Raw genomic sequence first — 19398 nt, 5'->3', positions numbered from 1 at the left:
CTGCGAGCCCTTTCAAAAGAAATTACCTAAAGGTAAGACGTATATTTAGGCCCGCTTACTGCGACGCACGCAGGTGAAACCAAGCATCGTAAGTCCAAGTAGAATAGCAGTGGTCGCAGGCTCCGGAATCGCACTAACAGTGCCGTTCAACGTGAGACCATCAAAGCGCACAATCTGATAAAAGCCAGGAGTTGGGTCTCCTCCACCAGTATCAACATCTACACCATCAGAATAAACATAGAAACGGAACTCCGTCGCTTCTGTGATTGTAGTGGCTCCCGAAAGCGTTATCGTCTGAACAGATGACCAGTAAACGCTGTTTTCGACCGACGTAGTTCCCTCGGGAGGACTGAGTCGATCAATCACGATGTCACCGTCACCGATGTTGCTATCAGATGAATCCGTCAAAAAAGCAGAACCTGTAAATTGGGCAATATTTGCGTTATGACTCGCAGCAATGTAGAACGTAAACGATGTTAATTCAATCTGTTGCCCTGCTTCAGGAGTCAGAGTGAAAGACAAATAATCACCTGCAGTAATGGCAGCGGCACCTGTGGTTACCAAATCGGAGGAACGCACATAGATACCGGCTCCTGTCTCTCCTGTATTAGAGAATGCAACCCCCGAAAAGGCAGAAAGGTCGCTAGCTGTGCTATTCAGCGAGCTATCCGATGAAACATAGGTGCCGGTCGCTGCAGTATCTCCGAAAGTATACTCAGCCAAGACATCGGCCGAAGCGATGGCAGGTAAGCAGCATGTGAGTGTTAGACCGACGAGGGATAAGGGGATTCGATTTTTCATAGTCATCATATTTAGTTGTGTATCTTTTTAGTTCAAAACCTTCACAAATAGAACAGTTCAAAAACATATAACCGGGTTTTAGTTTGCCGAGCCTGCCATGCCGATCCGGTAGAATCGTCGGGCATAGTCATTCGGCGACTCCACGGAGAGCTCGATCCGCATGCGGGGATCGACACCATACCCGGGGATGGTGTCGATCTGCGAGATCCATGCTTCCTTCGCCAGAACGCGTGTCCACTCACTTAAATTGGAAGAGGCTTCCGCATAGAAGATGCTGCCGGTCAAATCGCTCCAAGGGAAACGCAGCGTAAAGGCATGCGCATCCGCCGAGGACGCGATCTGCGCAAACTCGACAGCCGCTGCCTCCGCAAACATCGGATCGCCTCCGGTGAGAAATTCCTCGTAGTTGCTGCGACCGTCTCCGTCGGGATCATCTAATTTTCCCTGCAGCTCGGAGGGAACACCTGCATCGCCAAGCCATGCCTCGAAATCCGGCAAGGACCGGCCAAGTAGCTCCACCTTCGGCAGCGGCCAAGCCGTCAGACGCAACTCATCCACACCACCGGTCCATGTATCCACCGACAGGCCGTCGCTCAGGCTGCTCCCGACCGTCAAGTCGCCAAAGCCGATCAAGGAATCGGGCAAGGATGGAACTGAAACGGCTTCACTGACGAGCTGGCCATCGCTGTCACTGGCCAAAAAGACCATTTCATCCGACTGCGGATCATAGGTCGCCGCGACAAAACGAGGCGCCCCAGCCGACAAGACAAAGCTGCTCTCCACTTGGACGACTTGCTCCGATTGGTTGAGCGCTTCAAAGGCAAGCTTGCCATCCGCATTGCGGATAAACCGCCAGCTCCGGCCGTCCTGATCCGTCTGCCGGATCACAATGTTTTCGAAGCGGGCATCCGCACTGGCATCGGCATCGTCATCACAGGCGATGGCCAACGAAGCAATCGCCTGCTGATAGAATTGGCCAACTGGAATCTCCATGTGCTGCACGCCGGAACCGGAGTATTGGGCAACACCGTCCGCGCTGCCGTAGGCTTTGGGCCAGACGTCCGAACCCGCAATTTGAAACATCAGCTTGTCATTGCTCTGGTCGTTGTCGGTCTCGAATCCGATCGCGGTTATTTCACCGGCATCCACCACCGTCACATCAAACTCCAAGACGGTTCCGGCCGTCACCGTCATCGGAAAATCGATTCGTTTCCAGCGGTTGCCCGTCAATGCGATCACACTCCCCTCCCCGCTGATTTCGCAGGTCCCGGACACATCCTGATCCGAGTAAGGCAAGATCGGATACCGGCTCCAATCGACTTTGCGTGCCGGATCGGCAGTTTGCTCGAACTGCGCGGCAATCGTCTGCACGCTTCCGGCGGCACTGGTCGGATAGACCCAGGCTTCGACACTGAAGCCGGACGACACGTCGGCGTCAGACAGGATCGCTGAAATCAAGGGATCGCTGCCGCTCAAGGCCAAGGCACCGGTATTGGTGACACCCGGCTCCGACAGCTCAGCAGGAAACCCGAAAGAAGCCGGGTCCGCGGTCGTCAAACCACCGGCGGGCTCCAACGCGGTGGACATCAGACTGGAATCGAACGACGCCGATCCTTCTTCAAAGCGCCAATAACCGAGTGCGGCCGCATCCGAAGCTTTGCCCACTCGAAGGTAATGATGGACCGACACGGGCGCATCAGGATCACCGGCTTCCAGATAAATCGGATAGACACCCTTCAAGTCCGGAGCCTGCCCACTCAACGTCGCGCTCCCGTCACCATGATCGGTCAGCGTCCATCCCGGCGGCAAACGCAGCGCCCTGATTTCACTCACAGCCAAAGCACCGCCCAATTGCACGGTCGAACTGTAATCTTCGCCCGCAAAGGCAAAGCCCTTCGGTAAATTGTCGAAATAAAGTGGAGGACGATGTGCTTCTCCACCGGCATCAATGTCAGCGGAAAGCGCATCCATCAGCCCGTTGTAGGAACTGTCCAAGGCCAAATTCACCGTCTCGTGAGGATCGGCCTCATGATCAAAGAGCTCCCGCTGCACTGAAGTCCCTTTTCGCCACTCATTGAACCTGTATTGCTCGGTTCGCAGCGAATAACCATCAAAGCCGCTTCGCGGGAAAAAACTAGTAACGGCGGACTTCCATTCCGTCTGCGGATTCGCCACCAATGGCAGCAGACTGGTGCCCTCGATGCTGTCATCCGCATTCAACCCGGCGGCTTGGGCAAGAGTCGGATAGACGTCGATCAACTCGACCATTGCAGGCACCTGGACACCACGCTCTTCCATATACGGCAGACGCAGAAACAGCGGCACACGGGTCGTGAGCTCCCAGTTCGTGGTCTTGCTCCACATCGCATGCTCACCCAGGTGATAGCCATGATCACTGAAAGCCACGATGATCGTGTTTTCATACAAGCCTTTTTCTTTCAGCTTTGTAATAATACGTCCCACCAGTGTATCCACATAGGAAATACAGGCATAGTAACCGTGCACCAGATGCCGACGTTCCGCCGCATCCGGATAGTCCTGATCCAGATAGGCGGTCAGTTCCGTCGTCCCCGCAACGTTCAACGAGGGCGTCCCGGCCGGACGCGGCACATCCAGGAGGGTCAAGGACTCCGGGTCGTAGAGGTCCCAGTATTTCTTAGGTGCGGAGAACGGCAGGTGCGGCTTGTAGAAACCGACGGCGAGGAAGAACGGCGCATCTCCCGGATTATCCAGGAAATCCAGGACCTGCTGGGTGGTTCGCCCGTCATAGTATTGAAAGTCATCCACATCCGCCGCCTCATTCGAAGCCGCCTTCACGATGAAGTCCTGGTAGATCCCGTTATACCAAGTCGACTCCAATGAGATCTTATGCCCGGCATCGTATTCGGCTTGCTGGTTTGCCCGGTTCACCGGGTCCAGATAGATCGGGTAATACGGGTCGGGTGCCGGCACAAACTCGGGCACAGACCATGAGACCGCATCCCGGCTGTGGAAGACCTTACCGTATGAGCGTGCCTGATAACCGGCATTCTTGAAGAGCTGCGGCAGAGTGACCGCGTTAGGTAATTTGTCGCGGACTTGGTCGGTAAATGCCGTCAGCCCGGAAGACTCCGGACGGCGACCGCTTAAGAAAGAATTCCTCGAAGGCGTGCAAACCGCTTGCTGACAGAAGGCCTGCTCAAACACAGCTCCATCCGCCGCCAAGGCATCCAGATTGGGCGTGATAACCTCCGTATTGCCATAGGCACCGATTTCCGGGCGCATATCATCGAAATTGATGAAGAGAACATTCCATGGCTGGGCACTTCCGTTGACCTCACCAACGGCAGTTGCCGCAAGCAGCGGCAAAGAGCAACAGACGACAGCCCGAAGGAACTTTCGAACAACAGGTTCAAAGCAAGAAAACATTCAACAGACCTAGGGCACACACCGACCGTCAACAATAGCCTTGCAAATTGAACAGTTCAAACCAGTTTGTAGCAATTCCCTTATGCCACGCCCCGTATCACTCAAGGAAGTCGCCGACGCCGCTGGCGTTGCCAAATCCACCGCCTCTTACGCGCTGAAGGACAGCCCATTGATCAAGGAATCCACCCGTGCCAAAGTGCGCGCCGTGGCCGAAAAACTGGGCTATCACATTGACCCGACCCTCTCTAGGGCACTGGCGAAATCCAGGTCCGGCAAACGATCCAACCCCGGCAGCACGGTTGTCGCCTACCTCACGAACTGCCCCTCAACGTTCAATGAGGAACTCTTCGCCGCCGTGCAGGAACGGGCCACGGAAGTGGGCCTGAAAGCGGAACAGCACTTTTTCGATTGTAAGGACACTCTCAGTGCCAAGCGCACTTTTCAAATTCTTGCGGCGAAGGGCATCCGGGCCATCGTGATCGGCCCGCTGGAGACCCCGGTGGACACGCTTCCCGTGGAATGGGACCGCTTCGCCTGCGTGGTGATCGGTGCAAGCTTGAGAAATCCGCATCTGCACAGCGTCCAAAAAGACCTGATTCTGGAAACACGCGAATCCATCGGCTATTTGCAGGCCCAAGGCTGCAAGCGCATCGGCTTTCTCATCCATGCCGAATTTGACAGTCGCAAAGGAAACCCGGTGCTCTCCGAAGTCCTCCGCTATCGCTTTCAGCTCTTGGAAGACAACAACGCCCAAGCGGACAAAGTGCGGGACGCCGTCTTTTGGTATCATGGAAGCAATGTCGCGGATTACGCGGAATGGCACAAGCGGTTCAAACCGGACAGCCTCGTCATCGACAACCCCATCGATTGGCTGAAAGGCCAGCACAAGGGCTTTGATCGCTTGCCCAAGGTTTTTCTCTATAAGCACCCGAAAGCAACCGACATAACAGGATTCACACCCGAGTTTACGCTCCTTGGCCGGACCGCCGTGGACATTGTCTCGAACGAGCTCGCCAAGCGCGCCTATGGGATCCCCAAGGTCCCGCAACGCTCGTTGTTTACGACGGAGATTTCGGTCGCAACTGAGGTAGGTGCCCCGCGTTAAGGTTCATGTCCGCATCGGTCCTTCTTTAGGAGGGCGGCGCGCTGTCGCAACCGCGAACCTTGCCGGACCTCACGCTACAACACCGCTGACAACCGGCCTTGCAACACCGCGGCGGTCACGGAGGCCCGCCCTCCATTGCAACCCACGACGTCACGAAACACAATCTGGAGGGTTGCGCTCCGTCGCAACCGCAAACCTTGCCGGACCTCACGCCACAACACCGCTGACAACCGGACTTACAACACCGCGGCGGTCACGGAGGCCCGCCCTCCAACGCAGCCCGCGACATCATGATACGCATCTGGAGGGTTGCGCTCCGTCGCAACCGCGAACCTTGCCGGACCTCACGCTACAACACCGCTGACAACCGAACTGACAACACCGCGGCGGCCACGGAGGCCCGCCCTCCAACGCAGCCCGCGACATCATGATACGCATCTGGAGGGTTGCGCTCCGTCGCAACCGCGAACCTTGCCGAACCTCACGCTACAACACCGCTGACAACCGGCCTTACAACACCGCAGCGGTCACGGAGGCCCGCCCTCCATTGGCGCGCGTATGACGTGCTGAGGTTCTAATCATGCCAGAGCAAGCTGTTCAGCTCTCCTTGGTAGGGCCAATCTTCTGCATTCTTTACCAAGCCATGCCGCACCGGATTGTTTCGAACATAAGCCCATTTTTCCGAATAGCTTTCGCCCGTTCTCAATTGCCGATCCCAGACATCCGACTGCCAAACCGGTTGTTCCAAACGATTGGGCCAGCGTGTCGAAGCACGCGATTTCCAATACTGTGCCCATTTTCGGACCGATGGATGTTCAACACATGCGGGCGCACAAAACAAATGCAAATGATCCGGCATCAGCACATAACGTCCAACGAGCCATAGGTCTGACTCACACCAGACATCCACAAGCAGTTCTTGAACGGCAGTATTCGCCAAAAGTGGCTTACGCTTCGCCGTGCAAACCGTAAGGAATACAATGACTGCCCGATTTCGCTGCTCAAAAATACTCTGTCACGCAGGATGCTTTCGTCTAGTAAGATCACCCATTTACGTTATTCTTCTGGAAACATGCCCGTATAGACAAGAGAAAGTTTCAACTGGAGGGTTGCGCTCTGTCGCAACCGCGAACCTTGCCGGACCTCACGCTACAACACCGCTGACAACCGGACTGACAACTCCGCGGCGATCACGGAGGCCCGCCCTCCAGCGCGTCCCACAACATCACGACACACCCTCTGGAGGGTTGCGCTCCGTCGCAACCGCAAACCTTGCCGGACCTCACGCTACAACACCGCTGACAACCGGACTGACAACACCGCGGCGGTCACGGAGGCCCGCCCTCCATTGCAACCCACGACGTCACGACACACCCTCTGGAGGGTTGCGCTCCGTCGCAACCGCGAATCTTGCCGAACCTCACACGACAACACCGCTGACAACCGGACTTACAACACCGCGGCGGTCACGGAGGCCCGCCCTCCAATGCGTTCCGCGACATCACGAAACACAATCTGGAGGGTTGCGCTCCGTCGCAACCGCAAACCTTGCCGGACCTCACGCTACAACACCGCTGACAACCGGACTTGCAACACCGCGGCGGTCACGGAGGCCCGCCCTCCAGCGCGTCCCACAACATCACGACACACCCTCTGGAGGGTTGCGCTCCGTCGCAACCGCGAACCTTGCCGGACCTCACGCTACAACACCGCTGACAACCAGACTGACAACACTGCGGCGGTCACGGAGGCCCGCCCTCCATTGCATTCCATCCCCTGCCAAAGCCTGTCCCATGAATCGACGATGAATCCGATTTAACCGGTCACCCGGAAGTGCAATCGGTATCGCTGATTCCACTCGGTCGCACGGCTGAAGCAGTGCGACTACGGGCGGCATTCAGCATACCGCATGGGCTAGCTTAGATAAGGGCTTCCGCAGCGTTCTCCCTTCATTATAAAGGCCTTTGACTAAAACGGTTTTGGGCGCGGTGGGGATTCCGAACTCACCCCGTTCGACCAGACCGGAGAGTTGTTCCACAGCAGTTTCCCCAAGCGATTCGTAGTTGGCGTAGACTCCGGAATCAGGCGTATCCACCCCGTCACTGTTGAGTCGTATGACGCTGACGTCAGCCGGCACATGATAACCTCCGAGCTCCAACCACTTAATCAGATTGCCCTGGAATGTTATAATCATATCGGGTCGCTTCGCCTCAAACCATTCGAGAAATTGACTGGGACCGAACTCTGAAAGATCACGAACAAATGGCTCGACGGAAAATAGCCCGGTATCCCATTGCTTCATTAGATAGCGCGAGAGTGGCAGTTTATCCATGCGGTCCTCGTGTGAGAGTTCGGAGGCGTAAGCAACCCGCTGATAGCCTTCCAGTTGGATGTGGTCTGCAATTTTTTCGAAGGAATGAACAATGTCACGTCCGATCCGGTGAACGTCTGGATACTCAAGCGTGTGACCGATCGCAACCATTGCCAAATTCTCGACCCGGATTTGAAGCCGAATATGTGCTTCCGTAAATGGCGCGATAATAATGCCACGAATCCCACGTGAACGGATAATCCGTTCACACGTTTGCAGGCTGGATTTCGTATCGTCCAGTTCTAGACGGTCGACCCCATATCCAATTTCAGCCGCACGCTTCTGAACCGATTTCCAAATGGTTGTGGGCCAGGCATAGTATTGGTCGCTCGATTTATAGTGCACCAAATAACCGAGGTTTTCCTTGTAGTAATTACCGGTTCGCCCGCGGATATCACTCATCACACGCGACATGTGCCGGTTCGCCCGATAGCCCATGCCCTCCGCTGTTTTGACCACAAGTTCCCGGGTCGAAGACGGTATTTTAGCATGACCTCGCAGGGCATATGAAACCGTTGCCCGGGACAAGCCGCAGGCTTCCGCAATAGCTTTAATGCTCGGGGAAGATTGCCCCTTATCTCGATTCGCAGAATCCATCAAGTGAACGGTTCACCCAGCATTCACTTGGCGCACCCGTCCAGCAAGCATTTAATGCATTGCATCATTTAAATATTAACCCCCTCAAATCTTATGAAATCCCAATTGCTAAAAAAATCCATTTCCACCTACCTCCTTACAATGGCTCTGCCCATGGTTGGGTTAACTGCCCAAACCTTGCTCATCGAGGAAGATTTCGGTGGCCTCAGTAGTGATCGGCTCGATGGAGATACCGCTTCCTACTTTAATCCTCTACTCAGCTCATCAGGCGGCAGCAGCACATGGGTGGGCATGAATGAGTTCAACCAAGACGGCAGCGTCGACGTCAAAGGTGCAGTGGGTGCCTATGGCAGTGCCTATTTGACGCTCGGTTCTTATGTGAACGACGCTAAAGGCAATGAGGACGCGATTTTCTCACTGGAGGCAACCTTCAGCAACACGTCTGCTGTAGCTGCAGGAACCTGGATTGGGGTCGGTTTTTATGAGGGTACACCTTCTGTAAACAATGCGTTTTTCACGACAAGCGCAAACAATACCTCATTTGCCACAGCGCTCTTACGAGCAGAAGGTGATTCCGGCAGTGAATATTACGCGGGACCGAACACAACCAGTTCATACGATGCCGGTGCTATTTCCGGAACAGTGACCTATAAGATCGTGTTGGATTATTCCAGTGCCGGTGGCTATGACGGAGTGACAAACTTCGGCACGGTTTACTTTTACAGAAACGGCAGCAACATTGCCGATTTCTCATCAGCTCTTCCGGACTTGGCTGTGGATGCGATTAGCCTGACAAAAACCAATAATACTACATTGGGAGATTATGAAAGTTTGACCTTCGTGCAAATCCCCGAGCCCAGCTCGGTGGCACTCACGATTGCCTTCGGAGCCCTCTGCGGGACATTCATCCTGCGCCGCCGGAGATAGCTCCCTCCGACGTGCAGTAATCTGAAGCCCTACGACAACCGTCCCAAATCGCAGGGCCCGTGCATGCACGATGCCGCGAGGGTAAAGAACCTAACGCGACTCCAGAAAACCGCCGTTCATAACATAACCGGCAACACCGCAACGGCGTTCAGCAAGCTGAAGCCCTACAACAAAGCCGCTTTAACCGACCTTAAACACGACAATCATTACGCATTCAGCTTAACCGCTTTAGCGTCGTGCCCTCCACCCAATCGCTCGGAATGCCAACCACGGCATTCGGCATCACACTCGCGGAACTGTCGTGTTCCAGTCTCGAAGCCAGTTGTACGATGGCCATCCTTGCAATCGCTTCGTAGTTCACCGCCAGACCGCTTTCCGGTCGCTCTCTCATCGCATCGATCCGGCATAAACCGAGATCATCCGGAAAGTGAAAACCGGCATCGTTCAGCCAATCATAGCAGTTCGCTCCATTAGCGATAATGACGTCCGGCTTTCGTGCCTCCAACCAGTCGACAAGACCCGTCGCATCGTAGGCGTAGCCATCTTCGTAAAGCACACCGCTCAACAATAGCTCCGGATGCTGGCGGGTATACAAGAGTGTCGAAGCTATGATCACCTCTCCTCTCCGGAGCTCCTCGACCTGATTCAGCGCAAGTCCAATCCGACGATAACCGCGCACATGTAACTGGCGCAGCAGCTGCGCCATGTCGTCTTGAAAGAGTCGCTGCACACGGGGGAAAGAAGCGCCGACGAGCGGATGGCTGATTTCAACCACCGCAAATCGTCCCCACTCCGGCACGAGGTCCCGGTGCTGTAACAGCGCCTTGGGAGGCAGGACCAAGCCTCGGATGCCCCGGGCGTGTAATTGCCGGATTAGGCTCAGTTGGCTTTTCGCCGACTCCGGAAGAACGAAAGACTCGATTGCATAGCCCATACGCTTCGAACAGTTCACAAGCTCAGTCCAGATCCGCTGACTCCACTCTTCACGAACCCGCTTGCCTAATCCCGTTTCGGACAAAACCCCAATCGTCTCGCGATAGTTCGGCGTCTTCGAATGTCTGGCTCGCGACAAAGCCGCCGAAAGCAACGGGTCACGCGAATAGCCAAGTTTCTCCGCAGCCGCCAACACACGCTCCCGCGTGGCTGGCTCGACCCGGGCCAGCCCACGCAAAGCACGCGAAACCGTGGCGGTGCTGACTCCCGCTGCGTTGGCAATCTCCCGTATGTTGGCACCCATGTAACAGTTACATCACCCCGCGATTGAGAAGACAAGCCGTTAACGAAAGTCTCTTGAAAAACCCATCTAAACATGAACGCGAACACTCCTAATTTTGTCTTCATCATGACCGACACCCAAGGGACCAACGTGATTGAGTCCTACTGCGGTCAGGCGATGCGCACCCCGAACATCGACAAGCTGGCCGCCGAGGGCGTCCGCTTCGATCGCGGCTACACCACCTGTCCAGTCTGCAGCCCCGCGCGTTCGGCCATTTTCACCGGCCTGTTTCCCAGCAAAGCCGGCCCCATGACCAACAACCTCTCCTTGTATGAGAACCGCTGGCACATGGGCCAGTTCTTTCAGCAGGCTGGCTTTCACACCGCCTACATCGGGAAATGGCATCTCGACGGCCACGATTACTTCGACACAGGCAACTGTCCGGACGGATGGGACGACAACTACTGGTATGACGGCCGGCGCTACTTGAACGATTTGAGCGACGCCGAGATCACGCTCTGGAGGGAAAAGCTGAAATCGCCCAAAGATCTCCGCGAGCACGACATCCGACCCGAGTTCACTTGGGCGCATCGTATCTCCGACAAGGCCATCGACTTCCTCGACCACCACGATCCCGAGAAACCTTTTCTCCTCGTGGCTTCCTACGACGAACCCCACGGCCCCTTCACCTGCCCTCACGAGTATGCGGAGGCTTTTGAGGCATTCGATTACGAGATCGGGCCGGGTGCCCTCGACGACTTGAGCAACAAACCCAGCCACCACCGCGACTGGGCCGGCGGGGAAAATAAGAATACCCACACCAAGAAACGCCAGGCGATGTATTTCGGCTGTAACAGCTTTGTGGATACGGAAATCGGTCGCCTGCTCGACGCGATCCAAGCGAATTGCGGCGACAACACCGTGGTCATTTTCACCTCCGATCACGGAGAGATGCTGAATGCCCATGGTATTGTCGGCAAAGGCCCCGCGATGTATGACGAGATCACCCGGATCCCCTATATCATCCGAAGCCCGAAACAGGCAGGACGCGGACGCAAAGTGACCACCCCCGTCAGCCATGTGGACTTCCTGCCGACGATGCTGGACATGGCCGGCATCCCCACGCCGGACATTCTCGATGGCTCCAGCGTCAAAGAACTGGTCGAAACCGACACAGAACACCCCGACCGACATGTCATGTTGGAATTTCAACGCCACTCGATCTGCCATGACAGCTGGGGCGGCTTCGTGCCTATCCGCTGCATCGTGCAGGACCATTGGAAGCTGGCCATCAACCTGATGAGCACGGACGAGCTCTACGATCTGGAAAAAGATCCGGCCGAGCTCCACAACCTGATCGATAGCCCGGAGCACGCCGGGATCCGTGAACAGCTGATTGATAACCTACTCAAGCGGATGAACACAACCAGGGACCCCTTCCGCGGCATCTACTGGGAACAACGCCCCTGGCGCGTCAAACGCACCCTTAGCTGGAAAGGCCTCTACCGCATGAAACCGGATGACGGCCATTCCCCGACCCCGCTTGTGTATCAGACCGGACGACCAGCGACGGAAGTGGGCGTTCACTCGAACAGCAAGCCAGGCCGACACTGACAAGAACCAAGTGCCTGTTCATATGGCCCTTGACAGGTGTTCTTAGTCGAATGAAATGTAATGTATTGCATTCAAAGCCTTATATTCCCTGTAAAATATGAAATCGACGATCATCTGCCTTAGTCTTGCCGCCCTCTCCGCAACATTCACCCATGCGAAAACACCGATCCTGAAGGATTCGTTCGATTACACAAGCAACAGCGACTTTAAGTCGAGTGACTGGACCGGCGGAACCGCCGACAATAAAGCATTTCCCTACTACGCGACGACCGACAACGGTAGAAACAACGTCGTCATTTTGAACAACCGGTTCATCTATCGGGATTTTGGAAAAACGCTGACAGACAGTTTCTCAGTCAACATCGACATCCAGCATAACACTAGCGCGCCAAGGCAACAGTGGGTTCTGGTTTGCAGCGAACCGGACATGAACGGCAAAGTTGAAGGTTATTCGTTCACATGGTCCAGCTCTGATGACCGTGTTTTCATCAGCCGGTATTCCGGCGACTTCAGCGACTACGTAGCCAGCGACCGAAGAGGACCTGGAGGGAAAGACCTGGCATCTGCACTCACCGGATTGAATTCACTCGAAGCAAATCCGATGCGTGTCGATCAATTCGAGACGCTTACCTTCGCTTGGGACAAATCCGGTGCATTGACACTCTCCGCAAAGAGTGCGGGTGAGCTGCTCCACACCAGCGACACCAGCTACAGTTCGTTTTCCAGAATCTACATTTCAGGCAACGCCAACGGCTATTTCGATAATCTTTCGGTCAGCACAGGGCGCTAGCAAAGTTACTCGTCCAACCAGTAACGCGGCATCACGACACAGCACCTGGAGGGTTGCGCTCCGTCGCAACCGCGAACCTTGCCGGACCACGCGTAAACAACGCCGCTAACAACCGCACTTACAACTCCGCGGCGGTCACAGAGGCCCGCCCTCCAATGCCCCCGCAATATCACGACACACCCTCTGGAGGGTTGCGCTCCGTCGCAACCGCGAACCTTGCCGAACCTCGCGCCAGCAACACCGCTGACAACCGGACTGACAACACCGCGGCGGTCACAGAGGCCCGCCCTCCAACGCAGCCCGCGACATCATGATACGCATCTAGAGGGTTGCGCTCCGTCGCAACCGCGATTCTTGCCAAACCTCACGCCACAACACCGCTGACAACCGGACTGACAACGCCGCGGCGGTCACGGAGGCCCGCCCTCCAACGCAGCCCGCGACATCATGATACGCATCTGGAGGGTTGCGCTCCGTCGCAACCGCGAACCTTGCCGGACCTCACGCTAACAACACCGCTGACAACCGGCCTTACAACACCGCTGACAACCGGCCTTACAACACCGCAGCGGTCACGGAGGCCCGCCCTCCATTGGCGCGCGTATGACGTGCTGAGGTTCTAATCATGCCAGAGCAAGCTGTTCAGCTCTCCTTGGTAGGGCCAATCTTCTGCATTCTTTACCAAGCCATGCCGCACCGGATTGTTTAGAACATATGCCCATTTTTCCGAATAGCTTTCGCCCGTTCTCAATTGCCGATCCCAGACATCCGACTGCCAAACCGGTTGTTCCAAACGATTGGGCCAGCGTGTCGAAGCACGCGATTTCCAATACTGTGCCCATTTTCGGACCGATGGATGTTCAACACATGCGGGCGCACAAAACAAATGCAAATGATCCGGCATCAGTACATAACATCCAACGAGCCATAGGTCTGACTCACACCAGACATCCACAAGCAGTTCTTGAACGGCAGTATTCGCCAAAAGTGGCTTACGCTTCGCCGTGCAAACCGTAAGGAATACAATGACTGCCCGATTTCGCTGCTCAAAAATACTCTGTCGCGCAGGATGCTTTCGTTCAGTAAGATCACCCATTTACGTTATTCTTCTGGAAACATGCCCGTATAGACAAGAGAAAGTTTCACCGGGAGGGTTGCGCTCCGTCGCAACCGCGAACCTTGCCGGACCTCACGCTACAACACCGCTGACAACCGGACTGACAACTCCGCGGCGATCACGGAGGCCCGCCCTCCAGCGCATCCCGCGATATCGCGATACACAACCTGAAATCTTCTTCGGTGCTCCAACAGATCAGAGACCTAGTATTCCCGACCACCTTCGCCAATATTCTAACTGGCTTGTGATCATACTTTCAAGAATTCAGAAAGGTCGAGCTCTCGATGTGCTCGACCTTTTCTATGAACTGGCGTCTCGATTTCATCGTCCCAAGCGCCCCCGCAAACAAACACTTTATACTTAAGAAGCTCTCGAATAAAGCCACTAGGTTTACGTGGAAAACAGGTGATTGATTGATCCAAATCTGATCGACCAGAATACTTGAGATAGAAAAGGAATACCAGTCTCACCACCGATTCTCGATTCTTTTCAGCATAACATTCTGTTCCACGCCCATAAACAGAAACGATCAATGAAAAATATATTACCGACTCGAACTTCTCTGAAGTGCCTTATTCTCTACACACTTTGCACATTTGCGACTCTCACAATAGGCCTCTCTCAGAATGTGGTCGGCGACCGGAATCCGATGACACATGCGGTCTACCCGAAAAGCACCTTCTTCCACAACGGAGGACGTCTGATTGATGTCACTCAGCCCCCCTTCAACGCAAAAGGTGACGGCAAAGCCGACGATACCGCCGCTATAGTCAAAGCCTACGACTTCATCGCCGACATGATACGGCAGCGCATCGAAGACGGCGTGTATTGGCCCATCGCTGACATGTATACAATCTACCTTCCGAATGGTGAATACCTCGTATCGGATTCATTGGTCTATACGAGAGAAGCACTCGTCTACCGCAAGCATGGACAAAGCGAAGGACTCAATAATATCCGCTTCCAGGGAGAAAGCCGCGAAGGCACGACGATCCGACTCAAAGATAACTCCCCCGGCTTCGAGGCCGGGCAGATCAAACCCATCATCTCGATGTCGCGTCGAGATGACAATAACCTACAAACCTTCAACAGCGTTGAAAACCTTACAATCAACAGCGGTTCGGGCAATCCGGGAGCGGTCGGCATCAACCACGCAGGTGCGAACAAAACCTCGTTGCGGAATTTACTAATTCAATCAGGCGACGGACAGGGAGTAGCCGGCATCTACATCAAGACAAGCCCGACTCAGGGATATCACACCGATATTACCATTGAAGGTTTCAACTACGGCTTGTGGATGGTTCCGTATCACGTGACGCATAACTCGTTCGAGTATATAACGCTGAAAGATCAGAAAGAAGCCGCCATTGTCCTTGATGACGCAACCTCCTCGCTGCGAGCCATCAAGGTCGAAAACTGCGCCGGCCCCGCCCTTCTCCAACGCGGCGCGGGCAGTCAGGTCGCCGTGATTGAAAGCAGCTTCGAGGCAAGCGATTCTACCACGAAGATCCCCGCAATTAAATTTCAAACGGGATCCATCTTTGCCCGAAACATAACGACCCAAGCTTACACAAAACTGATAGAGTCCAGACTATTAAAGAGCCCCAACGGCACCCGAATCGACGAAATCACTTATCCGGCCCCACTCGACATCCCCCTCTCCGCCACCGGCAAGTCACCTCGCTCACTCAACCTACCGGTTGAAGACGAGCCTGCTGTTCTATTTCCGGACACAGCCGAAGGCTGGGCCGATGTAGATGATTACTTACCGGATACCGAAGCCTCCCAGGAGACACCAGACTACCGCCAAGCACTTCAAGACGCTCTGAATAGCGGCAAAGGTTTCGTCCTCTTCGGTCGCCAGCAAAAATACTATATTAGCGGGCCAGTCACAGTTCCACCCTCGGTGAAGGTGATCAATGGTCTACACACCATCATCCAAGTGAATAAAGACGTGCTCGATCCGCTTTTCATGGTTGCAGAAAACTCGCCGGAACCACTCACAATCGAGAATATCCAAATCAATGGCAACTGTATCGCCCATAAAGCGCTCAGAACGATTTGCCTTCGCAACTTAGGCACCCGCGGCAGAAACCCGTATCAAAACCTAAATACAGAGCCCGGCGCCAAACTATTCCTCACCTCGGCGACCAATATGGGAAAGATCGACGGCTCTATACACAACCAGAAAGTCTGGGCACGCTGGGTGGATACCGAAGCCTCAAATTTCACCGACTTCCCACTTCAGTCCTCAGATGTTTGGGTCTTCGGCTACAAAACTGAAAAATTCCGGACTTGCTTTGCCGCCACAAAAGGAAGCCGGCTAGAGGTTCTCGGCGGGGTAACCAATCAGTTCCACCCCAAACGATACTTGGAACCTTACGGTGGCATTTCTCCGTATCCTGCCTTCTTGGTGAAAGACTCCGAGGCATCCATATTCGCATGCACAAACGGCCCCAGCAGCCCGAAGCTTGAAAACTATAAGGTTCTACTGGAAGTCGATAAAGAAGGGCAGTCTTGGACATACGAAAAACTGGAAGCCCCCCAACGCATTGGACGACGCAATCAAGCGTTTCTTCCACTGGCAGTCGTCAGAAACGAACACTGAATATCGCAACAACAAGCGCATATCCCTGAAACATGTTCTCTCGCCGACAGTTTATATCGAGCAGTCTACGTAGTCCCGGCATGCTGACATGCGGGACTCCGCCTTCAGGCATTCTCAAACCCAAAAGCTCAATCGATCATGGCCAAAAATAAGAAAAACATCCTCTTCCTTTGTTCCGATCAGCACCAGGCGGCAGCAATGAGTTGCGTCGACCATCCGGATGCACTCACACCAAACCTCGATCGATTGGCTGGCGAAAGCGTGCGCTTTGAACGAGCCTTTTGTCAGTCTCCCGTTTGTGTGCCGGCACGAGGCTCCATCATCACCGGCTTATACCCGAACCGACATGGTGCCCGCGTCTTGCGCGACCCGCTTCCTGCCGATGTCCGAACGATCGCACACCATTTCAAGGACCACGGCTACACAACAGCAGCCATCGGCAAAATGCACTTCGTGAACGAAAAGCGACGCCATGGGTTCGATCATCGTATCTACATAAAAGATTTCTATCAAACGCTGACTGAAGACGAAAAGCAGATCCTAGCCAAAGACCAGGACCAGGGCCGGGGCGAAAACGGAGCCCCGTCGGATTTGCCGGCGCGCTTCTATCGCGACAACTTCTACACCGAAAAAGCCGTCGAATATCTCCACACTCAGAGCAACACGGAACAGCCTTTCTGCGCCTGGGTTTCCTTCTTCATGCCCCACACACCTTTAGTGCCGATGCGGGAATATTATGAGCGCTACGATCCCGCGAAATTACAGCTGCCACACCGCGCATCGAAAGCGTTACAAAACGGCTTTGAGGGACATCTGATCCGCGCACGAGAAAGAGGTTGGTATGATCAGGATGAAGCAAGCCTACGCAACTCGCTAACAGGCTATTACGGCAATATCAGTCAAATGGATAATTATGTCGGACGTGTGCTGCAGGCCCTGGAGGATGCCGGATTAGCGGAGGACACTATTGTGGTCTATACCTCCGATCATGGCGAAATGGCGGGAGCGCACCGAATGTGGACGAAACACATCATGTTTGAGGATGCGATCCGCGTTCCGCTAATGATAAGACTTCCGGACAAAAAGAAATCCGGGACAGTCCACTCCGAATTGATCGAACATGTGGACCTCTACCCCACTCTTTGCGAACTGTGCGGACTACCGACCCCCGCCGCAATTGATGGCCGGAGCTTTGCCCCGCTCATGCGGGACGGGAATTATACACCCCGCACACACATCTATTCCCAATACGATTTCTGTCACAACGTCTTCACCGCTGACGACCGCTATGTGGGCCAGCCTCCGATCATTACCATTCGCACAGAGCGTTGGAAGCTGAATCACTTGAACTGGGGTAAACCTGAACTATTCGACCTCGTCAACGATCCAAATGAGGACGTGAACCTCATTGACGATACCACTCATACTGATCGCGTGAAAGCGCTCACCGCTCAGGCACAGAAAATATATGAGAGTGAACGACCAAGCAGATAGAGCAGATTGCATTAAAATAGTCGCGTTGGCTGGGATGCAATCTGCTCTAGCACTTACCAGACACGCAATAACATAACAATCGCGTTGAAAACACTCCTCTTCATCGCAGCACATCGAAGCCTCGACCTGCCACGCTGAAGTTAGTCCGCAAAAACGGAGCCAAAAATGGTCTCACCCGGGTTGCGCATTTGCCGGCAGCGTATGGCCTTCGTTCCATTCTCCCGGAATATAGATGAACCGAGGAACGTCCGGTAGACCGAAATGACTATTCTGAATCATCTGCACAATCAGCTCAATGGATTGAACGCCAGCATGATGATTATTCTGACAAACCCCCGAAATATCGGCACGCCCCGGTAAAATAGAGACGCACGCGAAACCTAAATCTTCGGGGATCCGAATCCCTGCTTTTAGCAAATCGTCATAGTCTGCAGAACGATTTGAGATGACGGCATCCAATTTATTTTGATCGATCCACTTTAGTAGTGCCTGAACACCAAGTCCTTTACGATCCAACAGCGGAATCCGGTTTCGAGCCGGAACCTTCATCTGATAATGTGCAAAATGCGCACTCCAGCCATTTCCAACCCGGTTATCCATCTCGAAATTCAAAGCGCAACCGACGCGCTTAAACCCTTTCGCAACAAGACGGCGAATGACCATACGCATTGAGTGCGCATGGTCGTGCGATACGGTCGACACGGACACCCCCTCAAGCCCTTGGCCAAGGCTAACCAGTGAAAATGAGCTTAAATCCACATTCCACTGCATCCGATCATGCTCGGTCGGAGCCACCAGTATTCCACGAATTCCACGAGCCAATAAAACCTTTCTCAATCTTTCGAGATTCATCCCCGGCTCTTGGAGCGAAAATTCCTCTAAGCGATAGCCCAGTTCTTCGGCCCGGTTAAACGCCGCCTGAATCGCCCGATTGTTGTTCGGCATGAGCTTCCAACGCCGTTTCAGTGTATAGTTTGTCAGAAGCGCGAGACCTGCACGCTGTGCTTCAACACGTCCTTTACGCACCTGACTCAATAAGGTCTGCACGTAAGGATTCGGCTCGTAGTTCAAGGATTTGGCAACGGCCCGAATCTTCTCACGCGTCTGCTCAGGAATTTTATGATGATTTCGTAAAGCCAACGAAACCGTCGTATGCGAGCAACCGACTTCAGCAGCGATATCCCTAATCGTGACAGTTCTCTTACTCGCATGCATAATAATACGTTAATATGAGACGGAGAAGCGATTACATCAACTCAAGTTTACGTGAAAACCAATAAATCAGCCACATAAGACGATTGCGCGCCGTCGCAACCGCGAACCTTGCCAAACCTCGCGCTGACAACACCG

The 19398-nt window shown here is 54.3% G+C and carries 13 protein-coding genes; 6 read left to right on the top strand and 7 right to left on the bottom strand.

The features are described 5' to 3' along the window. Positions 1 to 45: 45 nt before the first annotated feature. Positions 46 to 801: a PEP-CTERM sorting domain-containing protein gene (locus tag O2597_RS04815; protein ID WP_269523063.1), complete on the bottom strand. Its 756-nt coding sequence runs from the start codon at positions 799 to 801 to the stop codon at positions 46 to 48. Between the two features lie 78 nt (positions 802 to 879). Further along, on the bottom strand, positions 880 to 4209 hold the full coding sequence (locus O2597_RS04810) for a sulfatase-like hydrolase/transferase (protein ID WP_269523062.1): 3330 nt from the start codon (positions 4207 to 4209) through the stop codon (positions 880 to 882). Between the two features lie 82 nt (positions 4210 to 4291). On the opposite strand from O2597_RS04810, the gene O2597_RS04805 reads away from it, so the two are divergent. Next, on the top strand, positions 4292 to 5314 hold the full coding sequence (locus O2597_RS04805; protein ID WP_269523061.1) for a LacI family DNA-binding transcriptional regulator: 1023 nt from the start codon (positions 4292 to 4294) through the stop codon (positions 5312 to 5314). A 574-nt stretch (positions 5315 to 5888) separates the two neighbouring features. Here O2597_RS04805 and O2597_RS04800 read toward each other — a convergent pair. Both O2597_RS04800 and O2597_RS04795 read right to left on the bottom strand, forming a co-directional pair. Then, positions 5889 to 6296 (bottom strand): REP-associated tyrosine transposase, encoded by a 408-nt coding sequence (locus O2597_RS04800; protein ID WP_425603732.1) that lies wholly within the window; start codon positions 6294 to 6296, stop codon positions 5889 to 5891. A gap of 915 nt (positions 6297 to 7211) precedes the next feature. Then, positions 7212 to 8282 carry a LacI family DNA-binding transcriptional regulator gene (locus O2597_RS04795; RefSeq protein WP_269523059.1) on the bottom strand — a complete coding sequence of 357 codons (1071 nt, stop codon included), beginning with the start codon at positions 8280 to 8282 and terminating at the stop codon, positions 7212 to 7214. A gap of 93 nt (positions 8283 to 8375) precedes the next feature. Between O2597_RS04795 and O2597_RS04790 the strand changes: the two genes are divergently transcribed. Continuing rightward, a complete protein-coding gene (locus O2597_RS04790) occupies positions 8376 to 9209 on the top strand; it encodes a PEP-CTERM sorting domain-containing protein (protein WP_269523058.1) in 834 nt (277 codons plus the stop codon). 214 nt (positions 9210 to 9423) lie between these two features. Here O2597_RS04790 and O2597_RS04785 read toward each other — a convergent pair whose 3' ends face one another. Then, entirely contained in the window at positions 9424 to 10446 is a 1023-nt protein-coding gene (locus O2597_RS04785) for a LacI family DNA-binding transcriptional regulator (RefSeq protein ID WP_269523057.1), read from the bottom strand. Positions 10447 to 10518: 72 nt separating this feature from the next. Between O2597_RS04785 and O2597_RS04780 the strand changes: the two genes are divergently transcribed. Together O2597_RS04780 and O2597_RS04775 are read left to right on the top strand one after the other, a co-directional pair. Beyond that, complete coding sequence (locus O2597_RS04780; RefSeq protein ID WP_269523056.1) at positions 10519 to 12039, top strand: sulfatase-like hydrolase/transferase; 1521 nt, start codon at positions 10519 to 10521, stop codon at positions 12037 to 12039. A 97-nt stretch (positions 12040 to 12136) separates the two neighbouring features. Continuing rightward, entirely contained in the window at positions 12137 to 12829 is a 693-nt protein-coding gene (locus O2597_RS04775; RefSeq protein WP_269523055.1) for a hypothetical protein, read from the top strand. Positions 12830 to 13448: 619 nt separating this feature from the next. On the opposite strand, the gene O2597_RS18710 is transcribed toward O2597_RS04775, so the two are convergent. Further along, positions 13449 to 13925, bottom strand: coding sequence for an REP-associated tyrosine transposase (locus O2597_RS18710; protein WP_425603724.1), 477 nt, complete (start codon positions 13923 to 13925; stop codon positions 13449 to 13451). Positions 13926 to 14478: 553 nt separating this feature from the next. Here O2597_RS18710 and O2597_RS04770 point away from each other — a divergent pair. Both O2597_RS04770 and O2597_RS04765 read left to right on the top strand, forming a co-directional pair. Continuing rightward, positions 14479 to 16554: a glycosyl hydrolase family 28-related protein gene (locus tag O2597_RS04770; protein ID WP_269523054.1), complete on the top strand. Its 2076-nt coding sequence runs from the start codon at positions 14479 to 14481 to the stop codon at positions 16552 to 16554. A gap of 138 nt (positions 16555 to 16692) precedes the next feature. Continuing rightward, positions 16693 to 18048 carry a sulfatase family protein gene (locus O2597_RS04765; protein ID WP_269523053.1) on the top strand — a complete coding sequence of 452 codons (1356 nt, stop codon included), beginning with the start codon at positions 16693 to 16695 and terminating at the stop codon, positions 18046 to 18048. Between the two features lie 171 nt (positions 18049 to 18219). Here the strand turns inward: O2597_RS04765 and O2597_RS04760 are convergent, their stop codons facing one another. Beyond that, a complete protein-coding gene (locus tag O2597_RS04760) occupies positions 18220 to 19263 on the bottom strand; it encodes a LacI family DNA-binding transcriptional regulator (RefSeq protein ID WP_269523052.1) in 1044 nt (347 codons plus the stop codon). Positions 19264 to 19398: the final 135 nt, after the last annotated feature.

Origin of the sequence: Coraliomargarita parva, assembly GCF_027257905.1 — a bacterium.
Classification (GTDB): domain Bacteria; phylum Verrucomicrobiota; class Verrucomicrobiia; order Opitutales; family Coraliomargaritaceae; genus Coraliomargarita_A; species Coraliomargarita_A parva.
This window is presented reverse-complemented; position numbering and strand designations above follow the sequence as displayed.